The sequence below is a fragment of the Kaistella palustris DSM 21579 genome (assembly GCF_000422265.1).
Classification (GTDB): domain Bacteria; phylum Bacteroidota; class Bacteroidia; order Flavobacteriales; family Weeksellaceae; genus Kaistella; species Kaistella palustris.
This window is the reverse complement of sequence record NZ_AULL01000003.1, coordinates 20,122-39,735: the sequence shown is the minus strand read 5'-3', so window position 1 is coordinate 39,735 and position 19,614 is coordinate 20,122. Positions and strand designations below refer to the sequence as shown.

Below are 19,614 nucleotides of genomic sequence, written 5' to 3'. Positions count from 1 at the left end.
CTACTTCGCTCCCCGCTTCTCTCGATTTGGGACTGCAAAGATAGGAAGATATGACGAACTTCCAAATAACTGAGGATTAAATTTTCAGCAAAATAGCCAAGTAATTGATTAGTAGACTCAAAAATTTCGAACGAAAATAACCTCGCAGGCGTATACTAAGAAAAGCTGGCGTTCGGGATTAAGTATATATCTGAATGCGCACCCAAACCATTAAAAATAAAATAAAAAAAATGACCGCTAATCAGCAATTTTTTGCCAGTAACTATTTAGTAAATCAAAAAAATCCCACTCTGGCGAGCGGGATCTGAAAATTGATATGAAATTAATTACTTGTTTAGCTCATTGTTGAGCTTCACAGCATCCTGATAAGTTGGGTTAAGTGTTACCGATCTGGTCACATATTCTTTTGCTTTTGCAGGATCACTGTCTTTAATAAGATACGCTATGGCGAAGTAAGCATAAGAAAGTGTTTCTTTATTGGCTTCAACTTCTTCTGGCTTTACCGCCGCGATGTATTTTTCATAATTTGCCTTAGCCAAATCATTATTGCCAGCCTGCTGATAAGAATAGCCCTGACTGTAGTAAGCCGGTGCCCAATCCGGAAGAAGGCCACTCATCTTTTGCCAGGACAATATAGCACCGTTCCAGTTTTTGGCTTCCTGGTAAGCATTAGCCAATTTAAAGAGCGCATTTGTATCCTGCGGATTTGCTGCCACTTCTTTCTTCAGCGCTTCAATCTGCGGGTTAGTAGCACCTGCATCCACAACGGCCTGATTTACGCCGCCGCCACCTTTAATTTTCAAAAGTTCCTCGTCCCAGTTCATTGTTTCATCCTTATTGGATTTTGCAATGGCGATTTTCTGCAACGCTTCGCTGTTCAAGGCGGCTTTTTTCTCAGGATCTTTCTCATCCAAAGCCAAGCCGGCAGAGATCAGTCCCAACAGACCCTGGTCGGCAGGCTGTACTCGCGATTTCTCGGCTTTCGACATAAATTGCGCCATACTTTCCTTTGCTGCTTCATATTCACGATCGGCATACTGCAAATAAGCGCGTAACTTGAACTTGATGGGGTCACTCACTTTGTCGAAAACCTTATCTAAGTACAGTTTTGAATTTTCGTAATCTTCATTAGTAAAGAATAACTTTGAAATCTCCAATTGTGTATCTGGATCTTCATCGGCATACTTCGCATAGTTTACCAAGTCCTGTGTAGCCAACGCGTTATTCTGATATTTAATGTCGTAACCTGCTTTTGCTTTATAGGCCGGTGCATAAGTTGGGTCTGCAGAGATTGCTCTATCGATACTCTCCTTGGCTTTTTGCCACTGTTGTGCCTGCATCCAAAGCGTCCCAATCCGCGTATATACCGACGCTTTATTCTGAGCCACTGTCAAGGCGCGGTCATAAGCTGTCATAGCGGAACCGGCAACTTGCGGACTGTTTGTGAGTTTCAAACGGTAAGCATCGCCCAACGTATAATAATAGTAAGCCGGAGTCCCACCTTTCTGAGATTTTTCAACCGCACGGTTCAGGAAATCAATGGCAAGATCTGCATTTGCTGCACCTCCAAACAAAGTAAGCGCTTCGGCGGCACGGTATAGTACTTCCGGATCTTTGTCGCGGGCATCTTTCACAATAGATTGCAGTTCTGCAACAGCTGATTTATCACCTTTTCCTAATTTCACAGAGGCCAAACCAATTTTGTTCAGGTTACTTCTTTTATCGGCTTCAAGACCTTTGGTAAAGTTTTGCTGAGCCATTTCGAAGTTTGGCTCGAACTGAGTGAGATAAGCATTACCTAGATAAAAGTAATTTTCGGCCGAAGGTGATTTTGCAATCATCTGCGTGAAAATTTCCTTTGCCTTAGCGTATTTGTGGCTGTCTGCATTTGCAACGCCTTCCTGCAGCGTCTGCCCGAAAGCTCCAAAAGCAAAACAGCTTACCGCAGTTGTAACTGCGACCTTTTTTGTAATATGTGTTATATTGATCATTCTGGTAATTTTAAATGTTTATTTAATACTTCGATGTACATTCCCAATATTTATACCAAAAACGGCATATAAAGTAAAATTGAGAAAATTAAGAAAAAATTAACGCATCTGGACTTCTCTTCTGAAGATATTGTAGGGTTGCAACCCTTCTTTTTCAACTACAATCTGTCCCAACTGCTGGCATGAAAACCTGATGAACCCGTTACCTAAACCATAATAGCTTTCATTAGTAAGAAAATATAAGATGCGCGTAAAGGGATAAGTCATTTCCCGAATATTTTCTATGGTTGGTTCGTAGGATTTGCCTTCAGCGGTAACCGGCAGGATCTTGACCGAATTCCGAAGGGCTGCTGCCTGTGGATCGTACGGGCGGCTGAATGTGTTAAGGCTGACCACCCCAATTCTTTCGGGATGTTGTGTAATTTCTTTCACAACGTTTTCGTTTCCGCTAATGATGGAATATTTAAGTTGAGCCGGTGTGCTGTTCATTTTCTGAGCAACAAAATTCAGATTACTTGAATTGGTACCATCAAAAATGATTTTCTTGTCATCGGAATTTAATTCGGCTTTAATTTCATCCATAGAAATGGAGGTGCGCGGCGAATTTTTAGCAACGAAAAATACGACTGCATCACCCGCAAAGCGGGCGGGTTCAATATCCGTATCAAGTTTTGATTTGAAGGCAGCTTTCTCATCGGCACTAAGTTCACGTGACATCACAATAACACGCACCTTCTTCTCGAGCAAGTCGAGAAAAGCAAGATCTTCTTTTTTAATTATAAGATTGATCCTGGTTTTAGGGTTCAATGCCATATATCTCTCGGTCAATGCTTCTGAAACGCTGCGAAAAGATTCGTCGGCTTCCATTGTGATTGTACCTTGTTGCGGATCATCGACAACACGGTCGCTCTTCTTGCATGAAACCATTAAAGCAAAAAGGAAAAGTAGTGTAAGTTTTAATTTATGATTCATTTCTTTCCTGTCTTATTCTGTATATCGCCCGTGTTATTCTAAATATCCCGTAGAGCATCAGCAGGACTCCCAAAGGCCAGGCAATATTAGGCTCTAAAAAAATTATAAAAAACTTGTAAAGTATTACGGCGACTCCTAAAACTATATAGAAAACGCCAGTAATTAAGGATAGCCAGTTAAACATAGGAAAAACAAAATTATAAAAAATTAAAAAAAGAGAAGCTGTCGCTTCTCTTTTTGGTATAAATATTAAAGATCGGACTATTCAAACTGCATTGTTAAAGGTAATCTGAAACGGTAACGTACCGCCTGCCCATTAATTTTTGCTGCAGACCATTTGTTTTTAATCGATTTTACGGTTCGGATTGCTTCCGAGTTAAAATCTCTGTTAGGTCCGCTTGCTTTAACATCGGTAATAGAACCGTCGCGTTCCACAACAAAAGTAATTTCAGTTTTCACTGTACCTTCGTCTCCTGACATTACAGAAGTGTCGAAACCGTTGGCTACTTTACTTCTGAAGGAGTTGATCCCACCAGGGAATTCAGCTAGCTGCTCAACCTCGGTATAAACCTGTGTTTCGGAAACCTGAGGTTTCACTTCAACAGTAGTAGATTTACTTGGTCCCGGTGGCGGCGGCGGTGGTGTGTAAACCGGAGTTTTAACACCTTCCTGATTTTTAAGCCCTGTTGTTGTCTCTAACTGTTTTGTAATCGGCGGTGGTGGAGTTTCCACTTTTGGAGCTTTCACCGGTTCGGGCACCACATTCTGAATCACCTCCTGTTTTGGCGGTTCTTCTTCTTTTGGTGGCGGTGGTGGTGGTTCCTCTTCTTTTGGTAATTCCACAATTGGGTCTTCGTCGAGAATATTTACCAAGTCCGCTTTTACTTCAACCTTATCAGGTGCTGTAAGTTTTTGGATGGTGGTATAGATCAACGGAGACAAAGCCAATACTAGAAAAAGAATAGTTCCTATTACAAAGGACTTTGTAAGCATCTTCGAATAAGTGTGGCGCAGATCATACGCCCCATATTCCTTATTTCTGTTTTCAAATACAATTTCGTCTAAAGTAAGATTGTCATTGTATTGTGTTTCGTTTGCCATTCTAAATATATATTTAGTAGTTAATTAAGTCTATTTTGCAGCGGCAGGCGCGGCGCCTCCTATTTTTCTTTCATAGATTACTTTTTCCCAAGGCTTAATATCGGTAACACCGTATCTCTCATTCTTGGTAATAGCCATCTCATCTAGAATATCTACAAAATTTTTATATACTGCATCGTCGGTTGGCTTAATGATCACTGTAAACAGATCCTGATTTTTAGCTCCTGCCTTTGCTCTCTCGATTACTTTTGTAATCCCGTTTCTATCGAACGTAGTTTCCTGTAAAGTCTGATCAGTCAAACCCGCCTGGTCTAACTGGTGATAGAAAATTCTATTGTTTTTCCCAATGATAATGGAAATTGAATTTGATAGGTCGATTTCTGTCTGTTCAGGTTTCGGTTGATCTTTCTTCGGTTTAGCCGGTAGGCCAAGATCCATCACGTTTGGTTTGCTAAAAGTGGTGGTAAACATAAAGAAAGTGATCAAAAGGAAACCCAAATCCACCATCGGTGTCATATCAACCCGCGTATTCTGCTTTTTGGAGCGGACTTTGCCGCCCTTAGCACCTTTGTCCTGTACTTGTACTTCTGCCATTTTCTACTGGGTTTTTATTCGTTAGATTTTCCTTCCTGTGAAGTGATCAGCCAGAATTTAAGAAAATCAATATCTCTTAAACCTTCAAACAAAGATTTCACTTTCGGGTACTCTGTAGAAACGTCTCCTTTTACTGCCAGTTTATAGGCAGGATTAACTGCTAAACTTTGTTCTACCCAATCGATCAATTCTTTTTTTGTACTGTCCATCGGAATTCCTGTTGGACTTTTATATGCTTTCTGCTCATCTTGCGACATGTCCAGATAACTTTTCAGTTGAGACATTGGCACGCCAACAGCCTGAACTTTAGTAAACGCAACTTTCTGGTCATTGTTGAAAGTCATGCCGTATTTGGTTCCCATTTTGGTAAGGAGCTGCAATCTTTCAGTTCCGTTATCAACAGGCTGGAAATAGAATTTCCCCTGGGGTGTTACGTTTACGGTCATCAAACTCGCATCAGGTAATAATTTCTCTGATATCGAAGATGGCGGTTTTATTGTCTCCACATCAGGTTTCTTAAACTGAGTGGTCAAGATAAAGAAGGTAAGCAGAAGGAAGGCCACGTCACACATCGCCGTCATATCTGTTATAATACCATGTCTTTTTGGTTTAACTCTCGCCATTATGTAATTAAATTTTTATTATACTTCTGATAATCCGCACATCATCGTGCAGATGTCCTGCCGGTATTTCTTAGTGAAATTCAGCGAAAGACTGCTGGATAGACATTGCGATCTCGTCGATCTTATAAGTCAATCCATCGATTTTAGAAGTAAAGTAGTTGTAAAGGATAATCGCAATAGCCGATGTACCAATACCTAAAGCTGTATTAATCAAAGCCTCGGAAATACCGATTGACAGTGCCGCAGCATCTGGTGTACCACCACCGGAACCTAACGCAAAGAACGCCTTGATCATCCCGATAACCGTTCCAAGTAGTGCGATCAACGTTGCAACTGTACCTAGAGTTGAAAGAATCATCATATTTTTCTCTAACATTGGCATTTCCAAAGTTGTAGCTTCTTCAATTGCTTTGTTCAGGGCAACCATTTTCTGCTCTTTGTTCAAGGTAGTGTCGTGAGCGAGTGCTTTATATGTGGTAAGTCCTTCTTTTACTACATTACCTACAGAACCCTGCTGTCTGTCGCATTCTTCCATAGCTTCATCTACTCTGTTCTGGTTCAAAAGGTTTCTGATGTTAACCACAAAAGTATCAAGGTCACCTGATCCTGAAGCTTTTCTTAAAACGAAGAAACGCTCAATAGAGAATACAATTACAATAACCATAAAAGTAATAAGGATAGGTACAATTGGCCCACCCATATAAATAATCCCCATGAATGATTCCGGATGAAGTTCTTTGGCTTCGATATCAGCAAAAGCTACTGAAGCGTGACCAGCGATTCTGGCATCATCCCTAAAATTGTTTGTACTTCCTAAGATAAATAGGTAAATAGCGATACCTACAAGTAATAACAGTGGTAAGATAAAAGTTGGATTCAGTCCGCCTTTTTTCTTTGGTGCAACATCTACGTGCTCGTTGTTTGAAACATTCATTTCCATACTAAACTAAATTATAATTGTTAATTTTTTAATTTTTCGCGTTGTAAAATAAAGTCAAAATATTCAATAATGCAAGTCTTTGCCTGCCGGGACCTTCAATTTTTTTAAGGTAAATTCAGAAATACATTGTAGGATTTGCAAAATTTAATACAAATTCTGGTGATAATTACCACTTTCGAAAATACCTTTAATTTATCAAAAAAAAATCCTATTGATTTTTGCGATTATTATACAACTTTTTTTTCATCACATCTGTATTAATGCACAATATTAATGATTTTTTTCGGGACTATAATGATTTTGCGCGGGCTATTTCCACCCAGGGTTGCAAGCACCCTTTCGTTCTGCAAGATCCGTTCTTCAATTTGTTCTACTGTAAAATCAGCAGGCAGTTCGAGTTTAAATTTCATTTTCCCGTTGAAGCTGACCGGATATGAAATTTCATCTTCCTCCAGATAATGCTCCTCAAAAACCGGGAACGGTTCGAACTCAATCGTAGAAGAATGTCCCATCCTACTCCACAATTCTTCGCAGATATGGGGGGCATACGGCGAAATCAATATTGCGAGCGGTTCCAGAATTTTACGTTTGTTGGTATTTATTTTCTGAAACTCATTCACAGCGATCATAAATGAGGAAACAGTAGTATTGAACGAGAAGTTCTGCAGGTCGGCCAATACTTTTTTAATTAATGTATGCAGCACCTTATACTCGATTTTTGATGGTTCCTCTTCAGTTACCTCGAAAATATCGCCGCTGAAATAAAGATTATAGAATTTTTTCAGAAAACCGTAAACACCGCTCAAGCCCTGTGTATTCCAAGGTTTACTTTGCTCTAGCGGACCCAGAAACATTTCGTAGAGACGTAAGCAGTCGGCACCATATTCTACACATATATCATCGGGATTCACGACATTGTATTTTGATTTGGACATTTTTTCGACTTCACGTTCGGTAATATATTTACCATCTTCCAAAATAAATTCTGCCGCAGCGAATTCCGGACGCCATTTTCTGAACTTTTCAATATCGAGTTCGTCTGAGGTTCCCGTCAGTAAAGACACATCTACATGGATTTTTTGAGTATCGTATCCTGATCCCAGATTTTTTGATACATACGTATTTGTGCCTTCAATCCTAAAAGCAAACGCGCTCATCCCCAAAATCATTCCCTGGTTGATGAGTTTTTTGAAGGGTTCATCATGTTCAATGTAGCCGCGATCCTTCAGGAACATATTCCAAAAACGTGAATATAACAGGTGACCTGTCGCATGTTCACTGCCGCCAATGTACAGATCAACCTGGCCCCAATAGTCGGAGAGATCTTTATTAAAGAAAACCTCACTGTTTTCAGGATCCATATAGCGGAGGAAGTACCACGAGCTCCCCGCCCAGCCGGGCATTGTGGACAGTTCAAGCGGAAAAACAGAAATCTCATCGATTAAACCTGTAGAAACCACTTTTCCGTGCAGCTCATCCCAGGCAAAGTTTTTTGCATTTCCCAGCGGCGGATCACCATCTTCGGTTGGAAGATATTTTTCCACTTCCGGCAACTCAAGCGGCAAGGCCGAAGTTGGCAGCGTATATGGCATTCCCTCTTTAAAATATACTGGCACAGGCTCGCCCCAATACCGCTGGCGCGAAAAAATCGCGTCGCGCTGCCGGTAATTTGTGGTTCCATGCCCAATACCGCGACGTTCTATCTCACCGATGATCCTGCTTTTTGCTTCGGCATAATTTAAACCATTTAAGAAATCTGAATTAATGACTACAGAATCTTTGGAATCAAAAGAAACCTCCTGAATGTCTACATCATTGGCAATAACATTCACGATGGGCAGGTCGAATTTCTTCGCGAATCTGTGGTCCCGTTCATCATGTGCGGGCACAGCCATTACAGCGCCTGTTCCATAACCCATCAGCACATAATCTGAAATATAAACCGGCATTTTTTCGCCAGTGAAGGGATTCAGCGCAAAGCTGCCCGTAAAAGCACCGCTTACATTTTTTACATCTGCCATGCGGTCGCGCTCGGTCTTTTTGGAAGTCTGCTCAATATAATTCTGAACTTCCGCCGTCTGATCCTCGCTTATCAGAGTTTCTACCAAAGGATTTTCGGGTGCCAAAACCATAAATGTTGCACCAAAAATCGTGTCAGGACGGGTTGTAAAAACGGGAATCCTCACCCCAGCCCTCTCCGAAGGAGAGGGAGCCAGAGTCTGTTCTAACCGATTCTTAATTTTTTGCAGGACCTGATCCGTGTTTTTCTCTACCTCTTCATTAGAGAACCGGAGCAGCTGAAAACCGTAAAATTTTAAATACTGCTCTCGTAAATCATCAGCTTCACTCTGCGCCTTGTGGTAGTCACCGTCTACTTCAATGACTAATTTTTTCTCAATACATACAAAGTCGGCAATATAATCCTCAATAATGTGTTGCCTTCTGAATTTATCACCGAGGCTTCTATTTCGTAATGCCTGCCACAGTATATCTTCAGCTTTCGTTGGCTTTTTGCGCATTCCTTTCGCATATTGAAGAAGTATTTTAGAATGATCTCCGCCAGTTAAAAAGCGGGGTTTGGCTTTTGTGGGAGAAATTGCGCCCTCTCCCTCGGAGAGGGTTGGGGTGAGGACCTCGAACGAAACTTTCGCGCCCTGCGATTTACCGATCCAGTATTCCTGAGCATCTTTCAGCGGCTGCGGCCAGTCCAGGTCCTGCAATCCATTGAGTAGTCTTTCGGAATAGGCGGTGATCCGCATACTCCATTGCATCATTTTCTTTTGAAAAACGGGGAAGCCGCCACGTTCGGATTTGCCGTCCTTTACTTCATCATTCGCAAGAACTGTTCCGAGGCCCGGACACCAGTTCACCGTGGTTTCTGCCCGGTAAGCAAGGCGGTAATTCAGCAGAATATCCTGTCTGTCGATGTCAGATGCTGCATTCCATTCCGATGCGGTAAATGATAAATTCTCGCTCTGCACGGCCAGAAGATTTTCGCTGCCGTATTTTTCGAAATGGTGGATCAGTGACTGCACAGGTTCGGCTTTATCGGTGGCTTTATTGTACCACGAATGAAAAAGCTGAATAAATATCCACTGCGTCCATTTATAAAATGAGGAATCGGATGTACGCACTTCGCGGCTCCAGTCAAATGAAAAACCGAGCTGGCGGAGTTGTTCTTCGTAACGTATAATATTTTCTTCGGTGGTCAACGCGGGATGCGTTCCCGTCTGAATAGCGTATTGCTCTGCGGGCAAGCCAAAGGAATCATAACCGATGGGATGAAGCACGTTAAATCCCTCGTGGCGTTTATACCGTGCATAGATGTCGGAGGCAATGTAGCCGAGCGGGTGACCGACATGCAAACCTGCACCGGAAGGATATGGAAACATATCCAGCACATAAAATTTTTCTTTATCGGTACTGTTGGAGGTTTTGTAGGTTTGATCCTTTTCCCAGAATTCCTGCCATTTTTTCTGGATTGACTGATGGTCGTAAAACATTATTTAATCGTATTTCCGTTGTAATCTGCCCGAAAGCCGCTCTTCACACTCCCAAATAGGGAATGACAAATTTAGGATTTTTGAAACGAAAAATCCCTACTTAATAAAAGCAGGGATTGTAGGTCTTTTGGATAAATACATAAATTTAATCCTTTGTTTTTCGGGCATAAATTGTGGTTTTAACCGCGACATTTGTCTGCCCTTGAAAATCATAGGTTCCGGTAAGTTCGTAGACCAGTTCACTTTCTGTTAACCGAATTACCGTTCCGGTTTGTGTGGTTCCATCGCTGTTTGTGATGGTTAAGGCTTTGGTTTGCGCATCATACGAAAATGTAAAATTATCATTGCTTTGCATGACGCAATTACCGTTTTCTTCACCATAAAGCTTTGTAGAACCCATATTATTTTCGCTGAAGTAAATGCGGCTTTTTTGCTGGCATATCGTATAATCTGTCGTCTGATTATAAGTTCCCGAATTTAAAGTTGCGGTTTGATTAAATCTGTACGGCTGCCAGATCCCAAGAAGATTTTCTGTAGCGGTTTGCTGTTCATCACTGTTATCATCACTTCGGCACGATGATACTGTGAAAAACATCATTAAAAGCAGAAGTGGCAGATATAATATTTTTTGGTACAAACTCATGCAGCTTCTACTGTAAAATTGATTGGCTTTAGGTTTCATTTTGCTGATTTTTAGGGATTAATACAAAAAATTTTGTTCAAGTATTATGCCACATATAACACTGCGTAATTATATTTATATATTTGCAGCAACACCATTTTATGCCTCAGGTTTCCATTATCACGCCGGTTTATAACTCCGCCAGGTTTCTGCAAGAAACAGCGAACTCGGTGCTCTCCCAGACCTTTTCCGATTGGGAATGGTTGGTAACAGACGACGGATCCACCGATAACTCCGCCGCCATATTAACAAATCTGAATGATCATCGAATAAAAATCACATGTTCCGACCAAAATGGTGGCGCAGGACGGGCGCGCAACATCTCTCTTGAAAAAGCCTCTGGCCGGTATATCACTTTTTTAGATGCAGACGATTATTGGGAGCCGACTTTTCTGGAAGAAATGATCTCGTTCATGATAAAGGAAAAAGCCGAACTCGCCTACTCTAACTACGCACGCTGCGATGAAAATTTAAATCCAGAAATCGCGGATTTTAAAGCAGATAAGGAAGTGACTTTTTATAACCTACTGAAAACGTGCCGGCTGTCGCTCTTAAGTTCAATGTATGATTCCGAAAGAGTGGGCAAAGTATATTTCCCGGCTGGCAGCAAACGTGAGGATCATGTGATGTGGCTCAATTTGCTCAAAAAAATACCTGTAGGCAAACCACTGAACAGAACGCTGGCAAAATACCGAATGCACGCTACCAGTATTTCCCGTAAAAAAACGCATATTATGAAAGACCAATACCTTGTATATAAAGACTATATGAAATTTTCTACCATAAAGTCGCTCTATTATACTGCTAACTGGGCTTTAAATGGATTTATGAAATATTCAAAATTTTTTAATTAATGGAATTTTCAAAAGAGTTTAAGGAAGCGATCTCGAACTTTAGCTCAAAAGAAAAAGATAAACTCATAATCCGCCTGCTGCGAAAGGACCGGATCCTGGCGCACCGGCTTTATTTTGAACTCATCGATGAGGAAACTGTGGATGAGAAAAGAGATGCGCTCGAAGAATTAATAAAAACAGAAGTAAAATACGCTTCAACAAAATATGGCCGAACCAAATATTTTCTTCCTGCCTTGCGAAAGATCAGCGCGAAAATCACCGAACACGTGAAAATTACAACAGATAAATTTGGTGAAGTCTCCCTAAACCTTCTTTTGATGAGTGAAACGCTGAAGAATCTTCCTAAAAGCGGCGACCACTACAAACTTTACATTTATTTTCTGAACAAACTTTTCCGCGCAATGGTACTGACTAAAAAACTAGACAGTGATTATTATCTGGAACTAAGGGCGAATTTTCAGGATGTTCGGACGCAAATATTACAAAACAATGCTTTAGAAGATCTTGCATTACACAACGGCCTGTTCTTAAGCTGGTTAAATCCCGACGTAATTCCCGACGACATCGACCATATCTTAAAAGGATTAAAAATGGACGGACTTTTAAAATAAACGCGCTACGCAAAGACTAGAAAAATTCCGAAATCAATTGGGAGATCTGTTATCCGCGTGAGAGCAACTTTAGTAAAAGGGGTTTGATGAGATTATATCCCGTGTGTATTCCTTAAGATCTGGTCGGTAATAAACTGCGAGGCATTTGGCTGTTCATCAATAAAAGTCTGCGCATTTTTACCCATACTTTTCAGCGCCGCATCATCTCCTAAAAGTCCTAAAATATAAGCGGCCGCGAAAAACTCGTCTTCAAATGACTTGCCGGCATTACGTGCAATAATCTCGTCAGCTTCCGGATTCTTGGTGTACTGATTTCCGAAAAAAACAGGTATTCCAAAAGTGGCAGCCTCCAGAATATTATGGAGTCCTTTTGCATGAAAACCACCACCTATCACCGCGACATCGGCATAACTGTAAAGCCGCGAAAGCAAACCTATACAGTCGATAATAAGAATGCGCGAATTGTGAAAATTTTTCACCGTGCCATTTTCGATTTGCGAATATAAAATTGCCGTAGGAAAAATGGTTTTCAAATGTGCCACCCTTTTCAGGTCGTGTGGTGCAATAATGAGTTTTACATCGCGCGATTTAGCGGCTAATAATTCTGCCAGCCTCTCTTCTGATTCCCAGGAACTGCCGAATACCACCGTTTTGTCCTCCTGCTTAAATTCATCAATAAAATTCAGAAAAGTATCACCGTCGCGCAATTTCTTCACTCTGTCGTAACGCGTGTCACCTGCGGTTGAAGAATTTTTCAGCCCGATTCCTTTCGCCAAAGCGGTAGAATGTGAGGTCTGGTGAAAAAACCAGTCCACGTTGCGCTTCAACTGCTTTACAAACCATTTCCCATAAGCTTTGAAGAAAACCTGGGTTTCATAAAAAAGTGCGGACACTACAAAAACATTTGCGCCGTTTTCCCTGAGATTTCTCAGCAGATGATACCAATAGTCATATTTAACTGTGAAAAATATTTCAGTTTTAAAGTTTGCGGTGAATTCCTGAACCCAGTTTTCGGTATCGAAAGGCAGGTAACAAACCACATCTGCAATTGTATTTTTTTTAATGACCTGATCATATCCTGACGGTGAAAAAAAAGTGATCAGAATTTTACGGTCCGGAAGGCTGGCTTTAAGTTTCTCCAGGACCGGCAGTCCCTGTTCATATTCGCCCAGGCTTGCAGCGTGCATCCAGATGACTTTATCAATGGGTGATAAATTTGCTTTTACCAGATCGCAGCTCTGGCGCCGGCCGGCCAGTCCTTTTTTCAGTTTATAATTGAAGACGGCACCAATTTTCATCGATGCAACAAGCAAACGTATAAAGAAGTTGTAAAAATGGATCACAGTTCTTGGTTTTGTGCGTTAGCCCTGCGGGAAAGCTGCCACGAATAAATTAAAATTACAGCGACATACAGAAAAATCCCACCCAAAATATAATTACTCGCGGTTCCTAAACCCTTCTGCATACTCAGTCCCACCTGAATGCTTTCGTAAGTTATGACTGCAAAAACAATCATTACCAAGATGTTAAGACCATCGACAGCAATTTCAGCGGTCTGCGGATTTTCTTTAATGTTTGCCGGTAGATTCAATAAAACAGACTCACTGTTTTTAGAAAGATAAAACAGAAAAAAATACAGTACAGCCGCGATGCCGGCCTCCAGCCAGACCAGCATTTTAGTTCCATAACCGTCAGCATTTCCCTGAAGATCAAAATGCACCGGAATAACCGCCGGAAGCTCACGATAATGAATGAAGATATAATCCCAGATAAAAATCAGAATTCCAAAGGCAATTATCTTCAGGAAAAAGGAAAGTGCTTTCATCTTATCCAAATATACTTCTCAGAAACCGCAATTTATGCGTATGTTTTTTCAGCTCTTCATTAAAAATACCCGAAGAATCCAGCGAATCGATACGGACTTTGCCGTACGCGTGAATAATCTTCTGATCCTGCAGCATGATGCCGACATGAGTGATCACGCCTTCGTCATTATCGAAAAAAGCAAGATCACCGGGTTTACTTTCTTCTATAAAACTCAGAACTTCGCCCATTTCGGCCTGTTGGCGGGAATCCCGTGGCAGGGACACACCGTGCAATTTGAACACCATCTGTACAAATCCACTGCAGTCGATACCGAAAAAACTGCGGCCACTCCATAAGTAAGGCACGTTTAAAAACAGCTTTGCAGTGTTTGAAACAGTCTCGCAGGTCGGACCTTCCAGCGTAATATCGGTTTTAGAATTAATGTCGCTACCTATGGAAAGCAAGGTTTGTCCGTCTGCCAGTTCATAGATCCCAACCGGCTGTGTGGCAACTGTACATTTGCGGGCGGCAAAATCCGTGTCGGAAAGTGTGGCGATCTGTTGTGCGTCAACCCAGCCTTCGTAGCCGTCAAAGTGCATTTTAATTTTCAAAAATCTGCGGCCGGTCTGCAGAATATCCAGTGTTTCACCGTAAAGCAACTGCGAGGTCATTTCCGACTGATGCGAGGCTTCGGCCCGAAGCGGCGCGACTGAAACTTTACAAATTCCTTTATTCATGCTAACAAACTCTGAGTATTAAATTTTCCGGAGCAGATTTACACCGTCGCGTAAAGGTAAAATAAGATTTTCGAAATCGCTGTCTTTCGCGATCATATCGTTTAGTTCCTGAATTTTCTGCGTGGATTTTTTATCGGGATTCTCTTCCAAAACTTTTCCGTACCAGAGTACATTATCAAAAATTATTACAGAACCGCTTTGTAAAAGTGGTTTTAAGAGAGTAAAATATTCGGTATAATTTTCTTTATCAGCATCAATAAAAACGAGATCAAAAACATCAGTTGTATCCTGTAAAAAATCCAGGGCATTTACGATCTGAAAATCGATCTGTGCGTTGAATTTACTCTCACTAAAATATTTTCGCGGCAGATATGCAAGGTCTTCATTAATGTCTAAGGTCGTGATCTTACCGGATTCAGTCAATCCTTCGGCGAGACATAAAGTGGCATAACCCGTAAATGTGCCGATCTCGAGAATACGTTGGGGCCGCAACATTTTCGAAAAAATGGTCAATAAACGTCCCTGCTGATAACCCGAGATCATGTGTGGCTGTGTGGTTTTCTGAAAGGTTTCTTTCCGCAGCCTTTTCAGCATTTCCGGTTCCGCGGAGGCGTGACTTTCGAGATAGCGGTCCATTTCCGGACATTTTTCTTCAAAAAAACTCATGGTATTCTAAATATGAAGTCAAATTTAAGAATTTAAAACAAAAAGCGCTGTTAGAGCTCGGAGCTCTAACAGCGCTGTATATATATAGAATGCGAAGATTAGTTTTTAACCGGCGCGATATCCATCAGTTTCATGAACTCATCAAGCTTAGGCATAATGATGATTTCGGTTCTTCTGTTTTCCGCTCTGCCGGAAACCGAAGCATTCGTGGTTTTCGGATTGTATTCCGAGCGGCCGCCTGCGGTAATTCTTGCGGGATTCACACCGAATTTTGTTTGCAGGATTTTGGCCATAGAAGTGGCACGAAGGGCAGAAAGATCCCAGTTGTCTTTCGGCAGATTTGCAGAATTCAGCGGCACATTATCGGTATTACCTTCGATGAGTACGGAGTAAGTATCGTAATCGTTGATCACCTGCGCTACTTTACCCAGAACGTCCTGTGCGGCAGGCAATACATTGTAGTCACCAGTTTTGTAAAGCATTTTGTCGGAAAGTGAGATCATCACCACACCTTTCAGAACTTTCACCTGCACATCGTTGTCAGCAAGGTTATCCAGCGAGCGTTTCAGTTTGTTTGAAAGTGCCAGGTTTAAGCTGTCATTTTTCGCGTTGGTTGAAATAAGTTGTTTGATGTATTTGTTGGAGGAATTGATCTCGCCAATAAGCTTGTCGATATTTGCAGAACCTTTTCCGGTATTGGAAAGGCAGGCATCAAGTGATGTTTTCAGCGCTTCATTCTGGCGGTTCAACAGCGCGTTTTCACTTGTCAGTCCGGCATTGGTTCCTTTAAGATCCTGAATTTCACGTTGTCTTTCACCAACATTGGTAATACACTGGTTGTAATTTTCGTTTAAAGCGTCAAACTTCTTTTGGCTCACGCAGGAGGTCAGCATAACTGCCACACCCAGAACTGCTCCAATTTTTCCTAAATTCATAATGTTCGATTTTTATTTCATCCAAAAATAGAGATTTCAATTTAGAAAGAAGAATTATCTTTGCTAAATATTCCTTAAAAAATCCTTAAAAATTGCTCAATTCAGCCGAATTTCAACGAGTTTTGGAAAGTATTTGCGCAGATTTTAAAACCTCGCGGTTTTTACTTGCCGTAAGTGGCGGTGTAGATTCTATGGTTCTGCTGCATTTCTTTAATGAACTGGGGCTGGATATTCAGGTTGCTCACATTAATTATGGATTGCGCGGAAAAGACTCCGATGCTGATGAAGAACTTGTAAAAAAATATTGTAAAAAGTACCGTTTTCCATTTCATCTTTACACCGTTTCTCCCGACGACGCTCGGCCGGATAATTCCATTCAGATGTGGGCCAGGGAACTGCGTTACAACTTCTTTAGATCGATAAAAGCGAAAGAAAACATCGGTTTCGTTGTTACGGCACATCATCTGAATGACGAACTGGAAACCTTTATCATTAACCTTTCGAAAGCGGCGGGCATAAAAGGACTTAGTGGAATTCCCGAAAATGAAAACGCAGTTTTAAGGCCACTTTTAAAGTTTTCAAAAGCAGAGATTTACGGTTTTGCCGAAAGCAACGGCATTGATTTCCGTGAAGACCTTTCGAATAAGAAAGATACTTATCTGCGAAACCGGATCAGAAATACTGTTGTGCCCGACCTGTTGAAGGTAAATCAAAATTTTCTCGAAAATTTCGGTAAAAGCATCACCTACTTAAAGGAGACAAAAAACTATGTGCAGGAAAAGATTGCAGAAACTGAATGCCGCATTCTATATCAGGAAGGGGAACTGACATTTCTCCGTAGGAAAGAATTTTTCGCGGAAAGCGATTTCGCGCAGTTGGAAATATTGCGCAAGTTTGGATTTAATGATAAAACCCAAATTCAGAAAATACAGACCGCTGAAACGGGAAAATCATTTTTTTCTCCTGAATATCGGCTGTTGGTCGACAGTGATACTTTGGTTTTACATAAAATCGGTCACCAGGATTTGCCGGTTGAAAATATTGAAATGATTCTTAAAAACACCGGAAGCAAAATTATTTTGCCGAGTGATGAGCGGGATGGACTGCAGACTTTTGGAAATATAAACTGGAAATTGGACGCTGCGCTTCTGCATTTTCCTTTAAAAATAACCACACCAAACCAAAGTGATTTCTTTTACCCGATCGGAATGACCGGCAAAAAGAAAGTCGCCAAATTTTTTAAGGATGAAAAAATCCCTATTTTAGCCCGGCAGAAAACCTGGATTTTGCGCGATTCAAAAGATCACGTTTTGGGAATTTTGCCATTTCGGCAGGACCGCAGATTTGCGGCCAAACCTGATACCGTAGAAGTAATTTCGCTGGAAACCCGGCCCGCAAACAACAAACCGAATTAAGTAAAAGATAGAAAATGAAATTTAAAAACTGGTTAATCCTGATCGTACTCTTTTTATTTCAGGGAATAAGTGCTCAAATTAAAGATCCCGTTAAGTTAAAATATAATATAAATTCACTGCCCAATAACGAATATGAGGCAGTTCTCACGGCCACTATCGAGAAAAACTGGCACATATATTCGCAGGACCTGCCGGAAGATTCGGGGATACCGACAGAAATGAAACTGAGTTCCAAAGAAGGAATCAACCTGATCGGAAAGGTAGTTGAAGTCGGAAAAAAACATGATGAATTTTCAGAGGCGTTCGGTGCGCAGATCGTCTATTATTCTGATAAGGTTTTATTTAAGCAGAAATTCACACTTAAAAACGGTGCTAAGCCCGCTACTGTAACCGCGGAAATCACTTATCAGACCTGTAACGACCGCGTGTGTCTTGCGCCAAATACGCTGGAATTTGATCAAAAAGTAACACCTGCCGTCTCCGCGGAAGCAAACACCACGGCCGAAGTAGTGGCCGGTCCGGCAGCTGAAACCACTCCGGCGGACACTATTTTAAGCAGCACATCTGAAACAGCAACGGATACACCGCCATTTGCCACCAAACAGGAAGGCCTGAAAGTGACATCGCTGGATTTCGAAAATCCGCAGACAGACTGTGGAATCGCGAAACAGGAAAACAGCGAGAACTTCTGGACTTATCTGCTGCTCGGATTTTTCGGTGGACTGATCGCGCTTCTCACGCCATGTGTGTTCCCAATGATCCCACTTACCGTTTCTTTTTTCACCAAAGGTTCTAAAGACAAGGCGAAAGGCAAACGGGATGCATTTATCTACGGCTTTTTTATTCTGATCATTTTCGTTCTGCTGAGCGTTCCGTTTCATATTATTGATGGTATTGCCGGTAACATCTTCAATGAGATTTCCACGAGTGTCTGGCTGAATATTGCATTCTTTGTTATCTTTTTATTTTTTGCGGGAAGTTTTTTTGGATATTACGACATTACCTTGCCGAGTTCTATCGCAAACAAGTCATCGAAAGCTGAGGACGCTGGCGGGATTATCGGGATATTCTTCATGGCGCTCACTTTGGTGATCGTCTCGTTCTCCTGCACCGGTCCGATCCTCGGAAGCTTGCTCGGAAGCGCCGTTACCGGTTCTGCAAATGTTCCCATGTTGTTGACTTATGCGCTGGCCGGCTTTGGTTTCAGCTGGGCGATCGTATTTGGACTTCTGGCCTTATTCCCACAAGCTCTGCAAAGTCTGCCGAAATCCGGCGGTTGGATGAATACCGTAAAAGTGGGCCTGGGTTTTATAGAATTAGGTCTGGCATTAAAATTCCTGTCGAAAGCAGATCTTGTTTCGAAAACTTTTTTCCTGAAGAGAGAACTGTTTATTGTGATCTGGATCCTGATTGCGATTGGTTTGGTTCTTTATCTTTTCGGGCTGATCAGATTTCCGCACGACGATAAAAAAGCGAAGATATCACTGACAAGAAAAGCAATTGGCGTCTTAGGGATCGGTTTTGTAATTTACCTGATTCAGGGCTTGTTCCCGGGCGAAAGACCGAAACTGCAGTACCTGAGCGGAATTCTGCCGCCGCTGAATGTGAGCTATATTCACGATGAGAAAGATGGGATTTTAGGCATGCATCCTGAACATGACTATTTTAAAGCCATTGAACTGGCGAAAAAAGAAAACAAACCGCTGCTCATCGATTTCACAGGTTATGGTTGTGAGAACTGCCGTAAAATGGAAGAGTTTGTGTGGAGCGAACCGGATATTTTACCGATCCTGCAGAATGAGGTGATTTTGGCGTCGCTTTATGTGGATGATAAGGAAGCGCTGCCTGAAGAAGAGCAAACCTCAATCGATATGGGCAACGGACAGAAGAAAAAAGTAAAGACGATTGGTGATAAATGGAGCCTTTTCCAGCAGATCAATTTCAATAACAATTCGCAGCCGCATTACGTTCTGGTAAACCCCGACGGAAAAGTGATCAACACGCCGGTTTCGGGATATATGCCGAAAGAGGATTTCAAAGCGTTTCTGGAGTGTGGAATTGATTATTTTAAGAAGAACAAAAAATAGTCTTCAAGTCTTGATCTAAAAATAACCGGCAGTAATTGTCGGTTTTTTTTGAAATGAAAAGATTTGTACTAAATACTACAGATCAGCCATTAAAAAT

At 41.5% G+C, this 19,614-nt stretch carries 17 protein-coding genes; 4 read left to right on the top strand and 13 right to left on the bottom strand.

Features of this window, described 5'->3' with window-relative positions:
• Nucleotides 1-326 precede the first annotated feature (326 nt).
• The 8 genes from H562_RS0100735 to H562_RS0100690 all read right to left on the bottom strand — a co-directional run bounded on the left by H562_RS0100735 (nt 327) and on the right by H562_RS0100690 (nt 10,406).
• Nucleotides 327-1,991 carry a tetratricopeptide repeat protein gene (locus tag H562_RS0100735; RefSeq protein WP_027375763.1) on the bottom strand — a complete coding sequence of 555 codons (1,665 nt, stop codon included), beginning with the start codon at nt 1,989-1,991 and terminating at the stop codon, nt 327-329.
• Nucleotides 1,992-2,090: 99 nt separating this feature from the next.
• Nucleotides 2,091-2,963, bottom strand: coding sequence for a PstS family phosphate ABC transporter substrate-binding protein (locus tag H562_RS0100730; RefSeq protein WP_027375762.1), 873 nt, complete (start codon nt 2,961-2,963; stop codon nt 2,091-2,093).
• A gap of 261 nt (nt 2,964-3,224) precedes the next feature.
• Nucleotides 3,225-4,064, bottom strand: coding sequence for an energy transducer TonB (locus H562_RS0100720; RefSeq protein WP_027375760.1), 840 nt, complete (start codon nt 4,062-4,064; stop codon nt 3,225-3,227).
• Nucleotides 4,065-4,094: 30 nt separating this feature from the next.
• Entirely contained in the window at nt 4,095-4,658 is a 564-nt protein-coding gene (locus H562_RS0100715) for an ExbD/TolR family protein (protein ID WP_027375759.1), read from the bottom strand.
• Nucleotides 4,659-4,672: 14 nt separating this feature from the next.
• On the bottom strand, nt 4,673-5,281 hold the full coding sequence (locus H562_RS0100710; RefSeq protein WP_027375758.1) for an ExbD/TolR family protein: 609 nt from the start codon (nt 5,279-5,281) through the stop codon (nt 4,673-4,675).
• Between the two features lie 70 nt (nt 5,282-5,351).
• Nucleotides 5,352-6,221 (bottom strand): MotA/TolQ/ExbB proton channel family protein, encoded by an 870-nt coding sequence (locus H562_RS0100705; RefSeq protein WP_027375757.1) that lies wholly within the window; start codon nt 6,219-6,221, stop codon nt 5,352-5,354.
• Nucleotides 6,222-6,478: 257 nt separating this feature from the next.
• A complete protein-coding gene (locus H562_RS0100695) occupies nt 6,479-9,724 on the bottom strand; it encodes a leucine--tRNA ligase (protein WP_027375756.1) in 3,246 nt (1,081 codons plus the stop codon).
• A 145-nt stretch (nt 9,725-9,869) separates the two neighbouring features.
• On the bottom strand, nt 9,870-10,406 hold the full coding sequence (locus tag H562_RS0100690) for a lipocalin-like domain-containing protein (protein WP_027375755.1): 537 nt from the start codon (nt 10,404-10,406) through the stop codon (nt 9,870-9,872).
• A gap of 101 nt (nt 10,407-10,507) precedes the next feature.
• On the opposite strand from H562_RS0100690, the gene H562_RS0100685 reads away from it, so the two are divergent.
• Both H562_RS0100685 and H562_RS0100680 read left to right on the top strand, forming a co-directional pair.
• Nucleotides 10,508-11,260 carry a glycosyltransferase family 2 protein gene (locus H562_RS0100685; protein ID WP_027375754.1) on the top strand — a complete coding sequence of 251 codons (753 nt, stop codon included), beginning with the start codon at nt 10,508-10,510 and terminating at the stop codon, nt 11,258-11,260.
• Entirely contained in the window at nt 11,260-11,871 is a 612-nt protein-coding gene (locus H562_RS0100680; protein WP_027375753.1) for a deoxyuridine 5'-triphosphate nucleotidohydrolase, read from the top strand. Before H562_RS0100685 ends, H562_RS0100680 begins: the two co-directional genes overlap by 1 nt.
• Nucleotides 11,872-11,963: 92 nt before the next feature.
• On the opposite strand, the gene H562_RS0100675 is transcribed toward H562_RS0100680, so the two are convergent.
• From H562_RS0100675 to H562_RS0100655, 5 genes are all read right to left on the bottom strand, one after another.
• Nucleotides 11,964-13,214, bottom strand: a complete 1,251-nt coding sequence (locus H562_RS0100675) for a 3-deoxy-D-manno-octulosonic acid transferase (protein ID WP_034690306.1) — start codon at nt 13,212-13,214, stop codon at nt 11,964-11,966.
• Entirely contained in the window at nt 13,211-13,696 is a 486-nt protein-coding gene (locus tag H562_RS0100670) for a DUF1648 domain-containing protein (RefSeq protein WP_027375751.1), read from the bottom strand. Before H562_RS0100670 ends, H562_RS0100675 begins: the two co-directional genes overlap by 4 nt.
• Nucleotide 13,697: 1 nt before the next feature.
• Complete coding sequence (locus H562_RS0100665; RefSeq protein WP_027375750.1) at nt 13,698-14,414, bottom strand: C40 family peptidase; 717 nt, start codon at nt 14,412-14,414, stop codon at nt 13,698-13,700.
• Nucleotides 14,415-14,432: 18 nt separating this feature from the next.
• Nucleotides 14,433-15,080 (bottom strand): O-methyltransferase, encoded by a 648-nt coding sequence (locus H562_RS0100660; RefSeq protein WP_027375749.1) that lies wholly within the window; start codon nt 15,078-15,080, stop codon nt 14,433-14,435.
• A gap of 98 nt (nt 15,081-15,178) precedes the next feature.
• Nucleotides 15,179-16,015, bottom strand: coding sequence for an OmpA family protein (locus tag H562_RS0100655; protein WP_027375748.1), 837 nt, complete (start codon nt 16,013-16,015; stop codon nt 15,179-15,181).
• Between the two features lie 92 nt (nt 16,016-16,107).
• On the opposite strand from H562_RS0100655, the gene tilS reads away from it, so the two are divergent.
• Nucleotides 16,108-17,430, top strand: coding sequence for a tRNA lysidine(34) synthetase TilS (gene tilS / locus H562_RS0100650; protein WP_027375747.1), 1,323 nt, complete (start codon nt 16,108-16,110; stop codon nt 17,428-17,430).
• Between the two features lie 14 nt (nt 17,431-17,444).
• The gene (locus tag H562_RS0100645; RefSeq protein ID WP_027375746.1) at nt 17,445-19,517 is read left to right on the top strand and encodes a protein-disulfide reductase DsbD family protein; all 2,073 of its coding nucleotides are present in this window, start codon (nt 17,445-17,447) and stop codon (nt 19,515-19,517) included.
• Nucleotides 19,518-19,614: the final 97 nt, after the last annotated feature.

Excerpts from the sequence above, each read along its gene's own strand:
- H562_RS0100730 (WP_027375762.1), bottom strand. The coding sequence starts at position 2,963 with ATGAATCATAAATTAAAACTTACACTACTTTTCCTTTTTGCTTTAATG.
- H562_RS0100720 (WP_027375760.1), bottom strand. The coding sequence starts at position 4,064 with ATGGCAAACGAAACACAATACAATGACAATCTTACTTTAGACGAAATT.
- H562_RS0100710 (WP_027375758.1), bottom strand. The coding sequence starts at position 5,281 with ATGGCGAGAGTTAAACCAAAAAGACATGGTATTATAACAGATATGACG.
- H562_RS0100645 (WP_027375746.1), top strand. The coding sequence starts at position 17,445 with ATGAAATTTAAAAACTGGTTAATCCTGATCGTACTCTTTTTATTTCAG.
- H562_RS0100660 (WP_027375749.1), bottom strand. The coding sequence starts at position 15,080 with ATGAGTTTTTTTGAAGAAAAATGTCCGGAAATGGACCGCTATCTCGAA.
- H562_RS0100680 (WP_027375753.1), top strand. The coding sequence starts at position 11,260 with ATGGAATTTTCAAAAGAGTTTAAGGAAGCGATCTCGAACTTTAGCTCA.
- H562_RS0100735 (WP_027375763.1), bottom strand. The coding sequence starts at position 1,991 with ATGATCAATATAACACATATTACAAAAAAGGTCGCAGTTACAACTGCG.
- H562_RS0100665 (WP_027375750.1), bottom strand. The coding sequence starts at position 14,414 with ATGAATAAAGGAATTTGTAAAGTTTCAGTCGCGCCGCTTCGGGCCGAA.
- H562_RS0100685 (WP_027375754.1), top strand. The coding sequence starts at position 10,508 with ATGCCTCAGGTTTCCATTATCACGCCGGTTTATAACTCCGCCAGGTTT.
- H562_RS0100695 (WP_027375756.1), bottom strand. The coding sequence starts at position 9,724 with ATGTTTTACGACCATCAGTCAATCCAGAAAAAATGGCAGGAATTCTGG.
- H562_RS0100655 (WP_027375748.1), bottom strand. The coding sequence starts at position 16,015 with ATGAATTTAGGAAAAATTGGAGCAGTTCTGGGTGTGGCAGTTATGCTG.
- H562_RS0100715 (WP_027375759.1), bottom strand. The coding sequence starts at position 4,658 with ATGGCAGAAGTACAAGTACAGGACAAAGGTGCTAAGGGCGGCAAAGTC.
- H562_RS0100670 (WP_027375751.1), bottom strand. The coding sequence starts at position 13,696 with ATGAAAGCACTTTCCTTTTTCCTGAAGATAATTGCCTTTGGAATTCTG.
- H562_RS0100705 (WP_027375757.1), bottom strand. The coding sequence starts at position 6,221 with ATGGAAATGAATGTTTCAAACAACGAGCACGTAGATGTTGCACCAAAG.
- H562_RS0100690 (WP_027375755.1), bottom strand. The coding sequence starts at position 10,406 with ATGAAACCTAAAGCCAATCAATTTTACAGTAGAAGCTGCATGAGTTTG.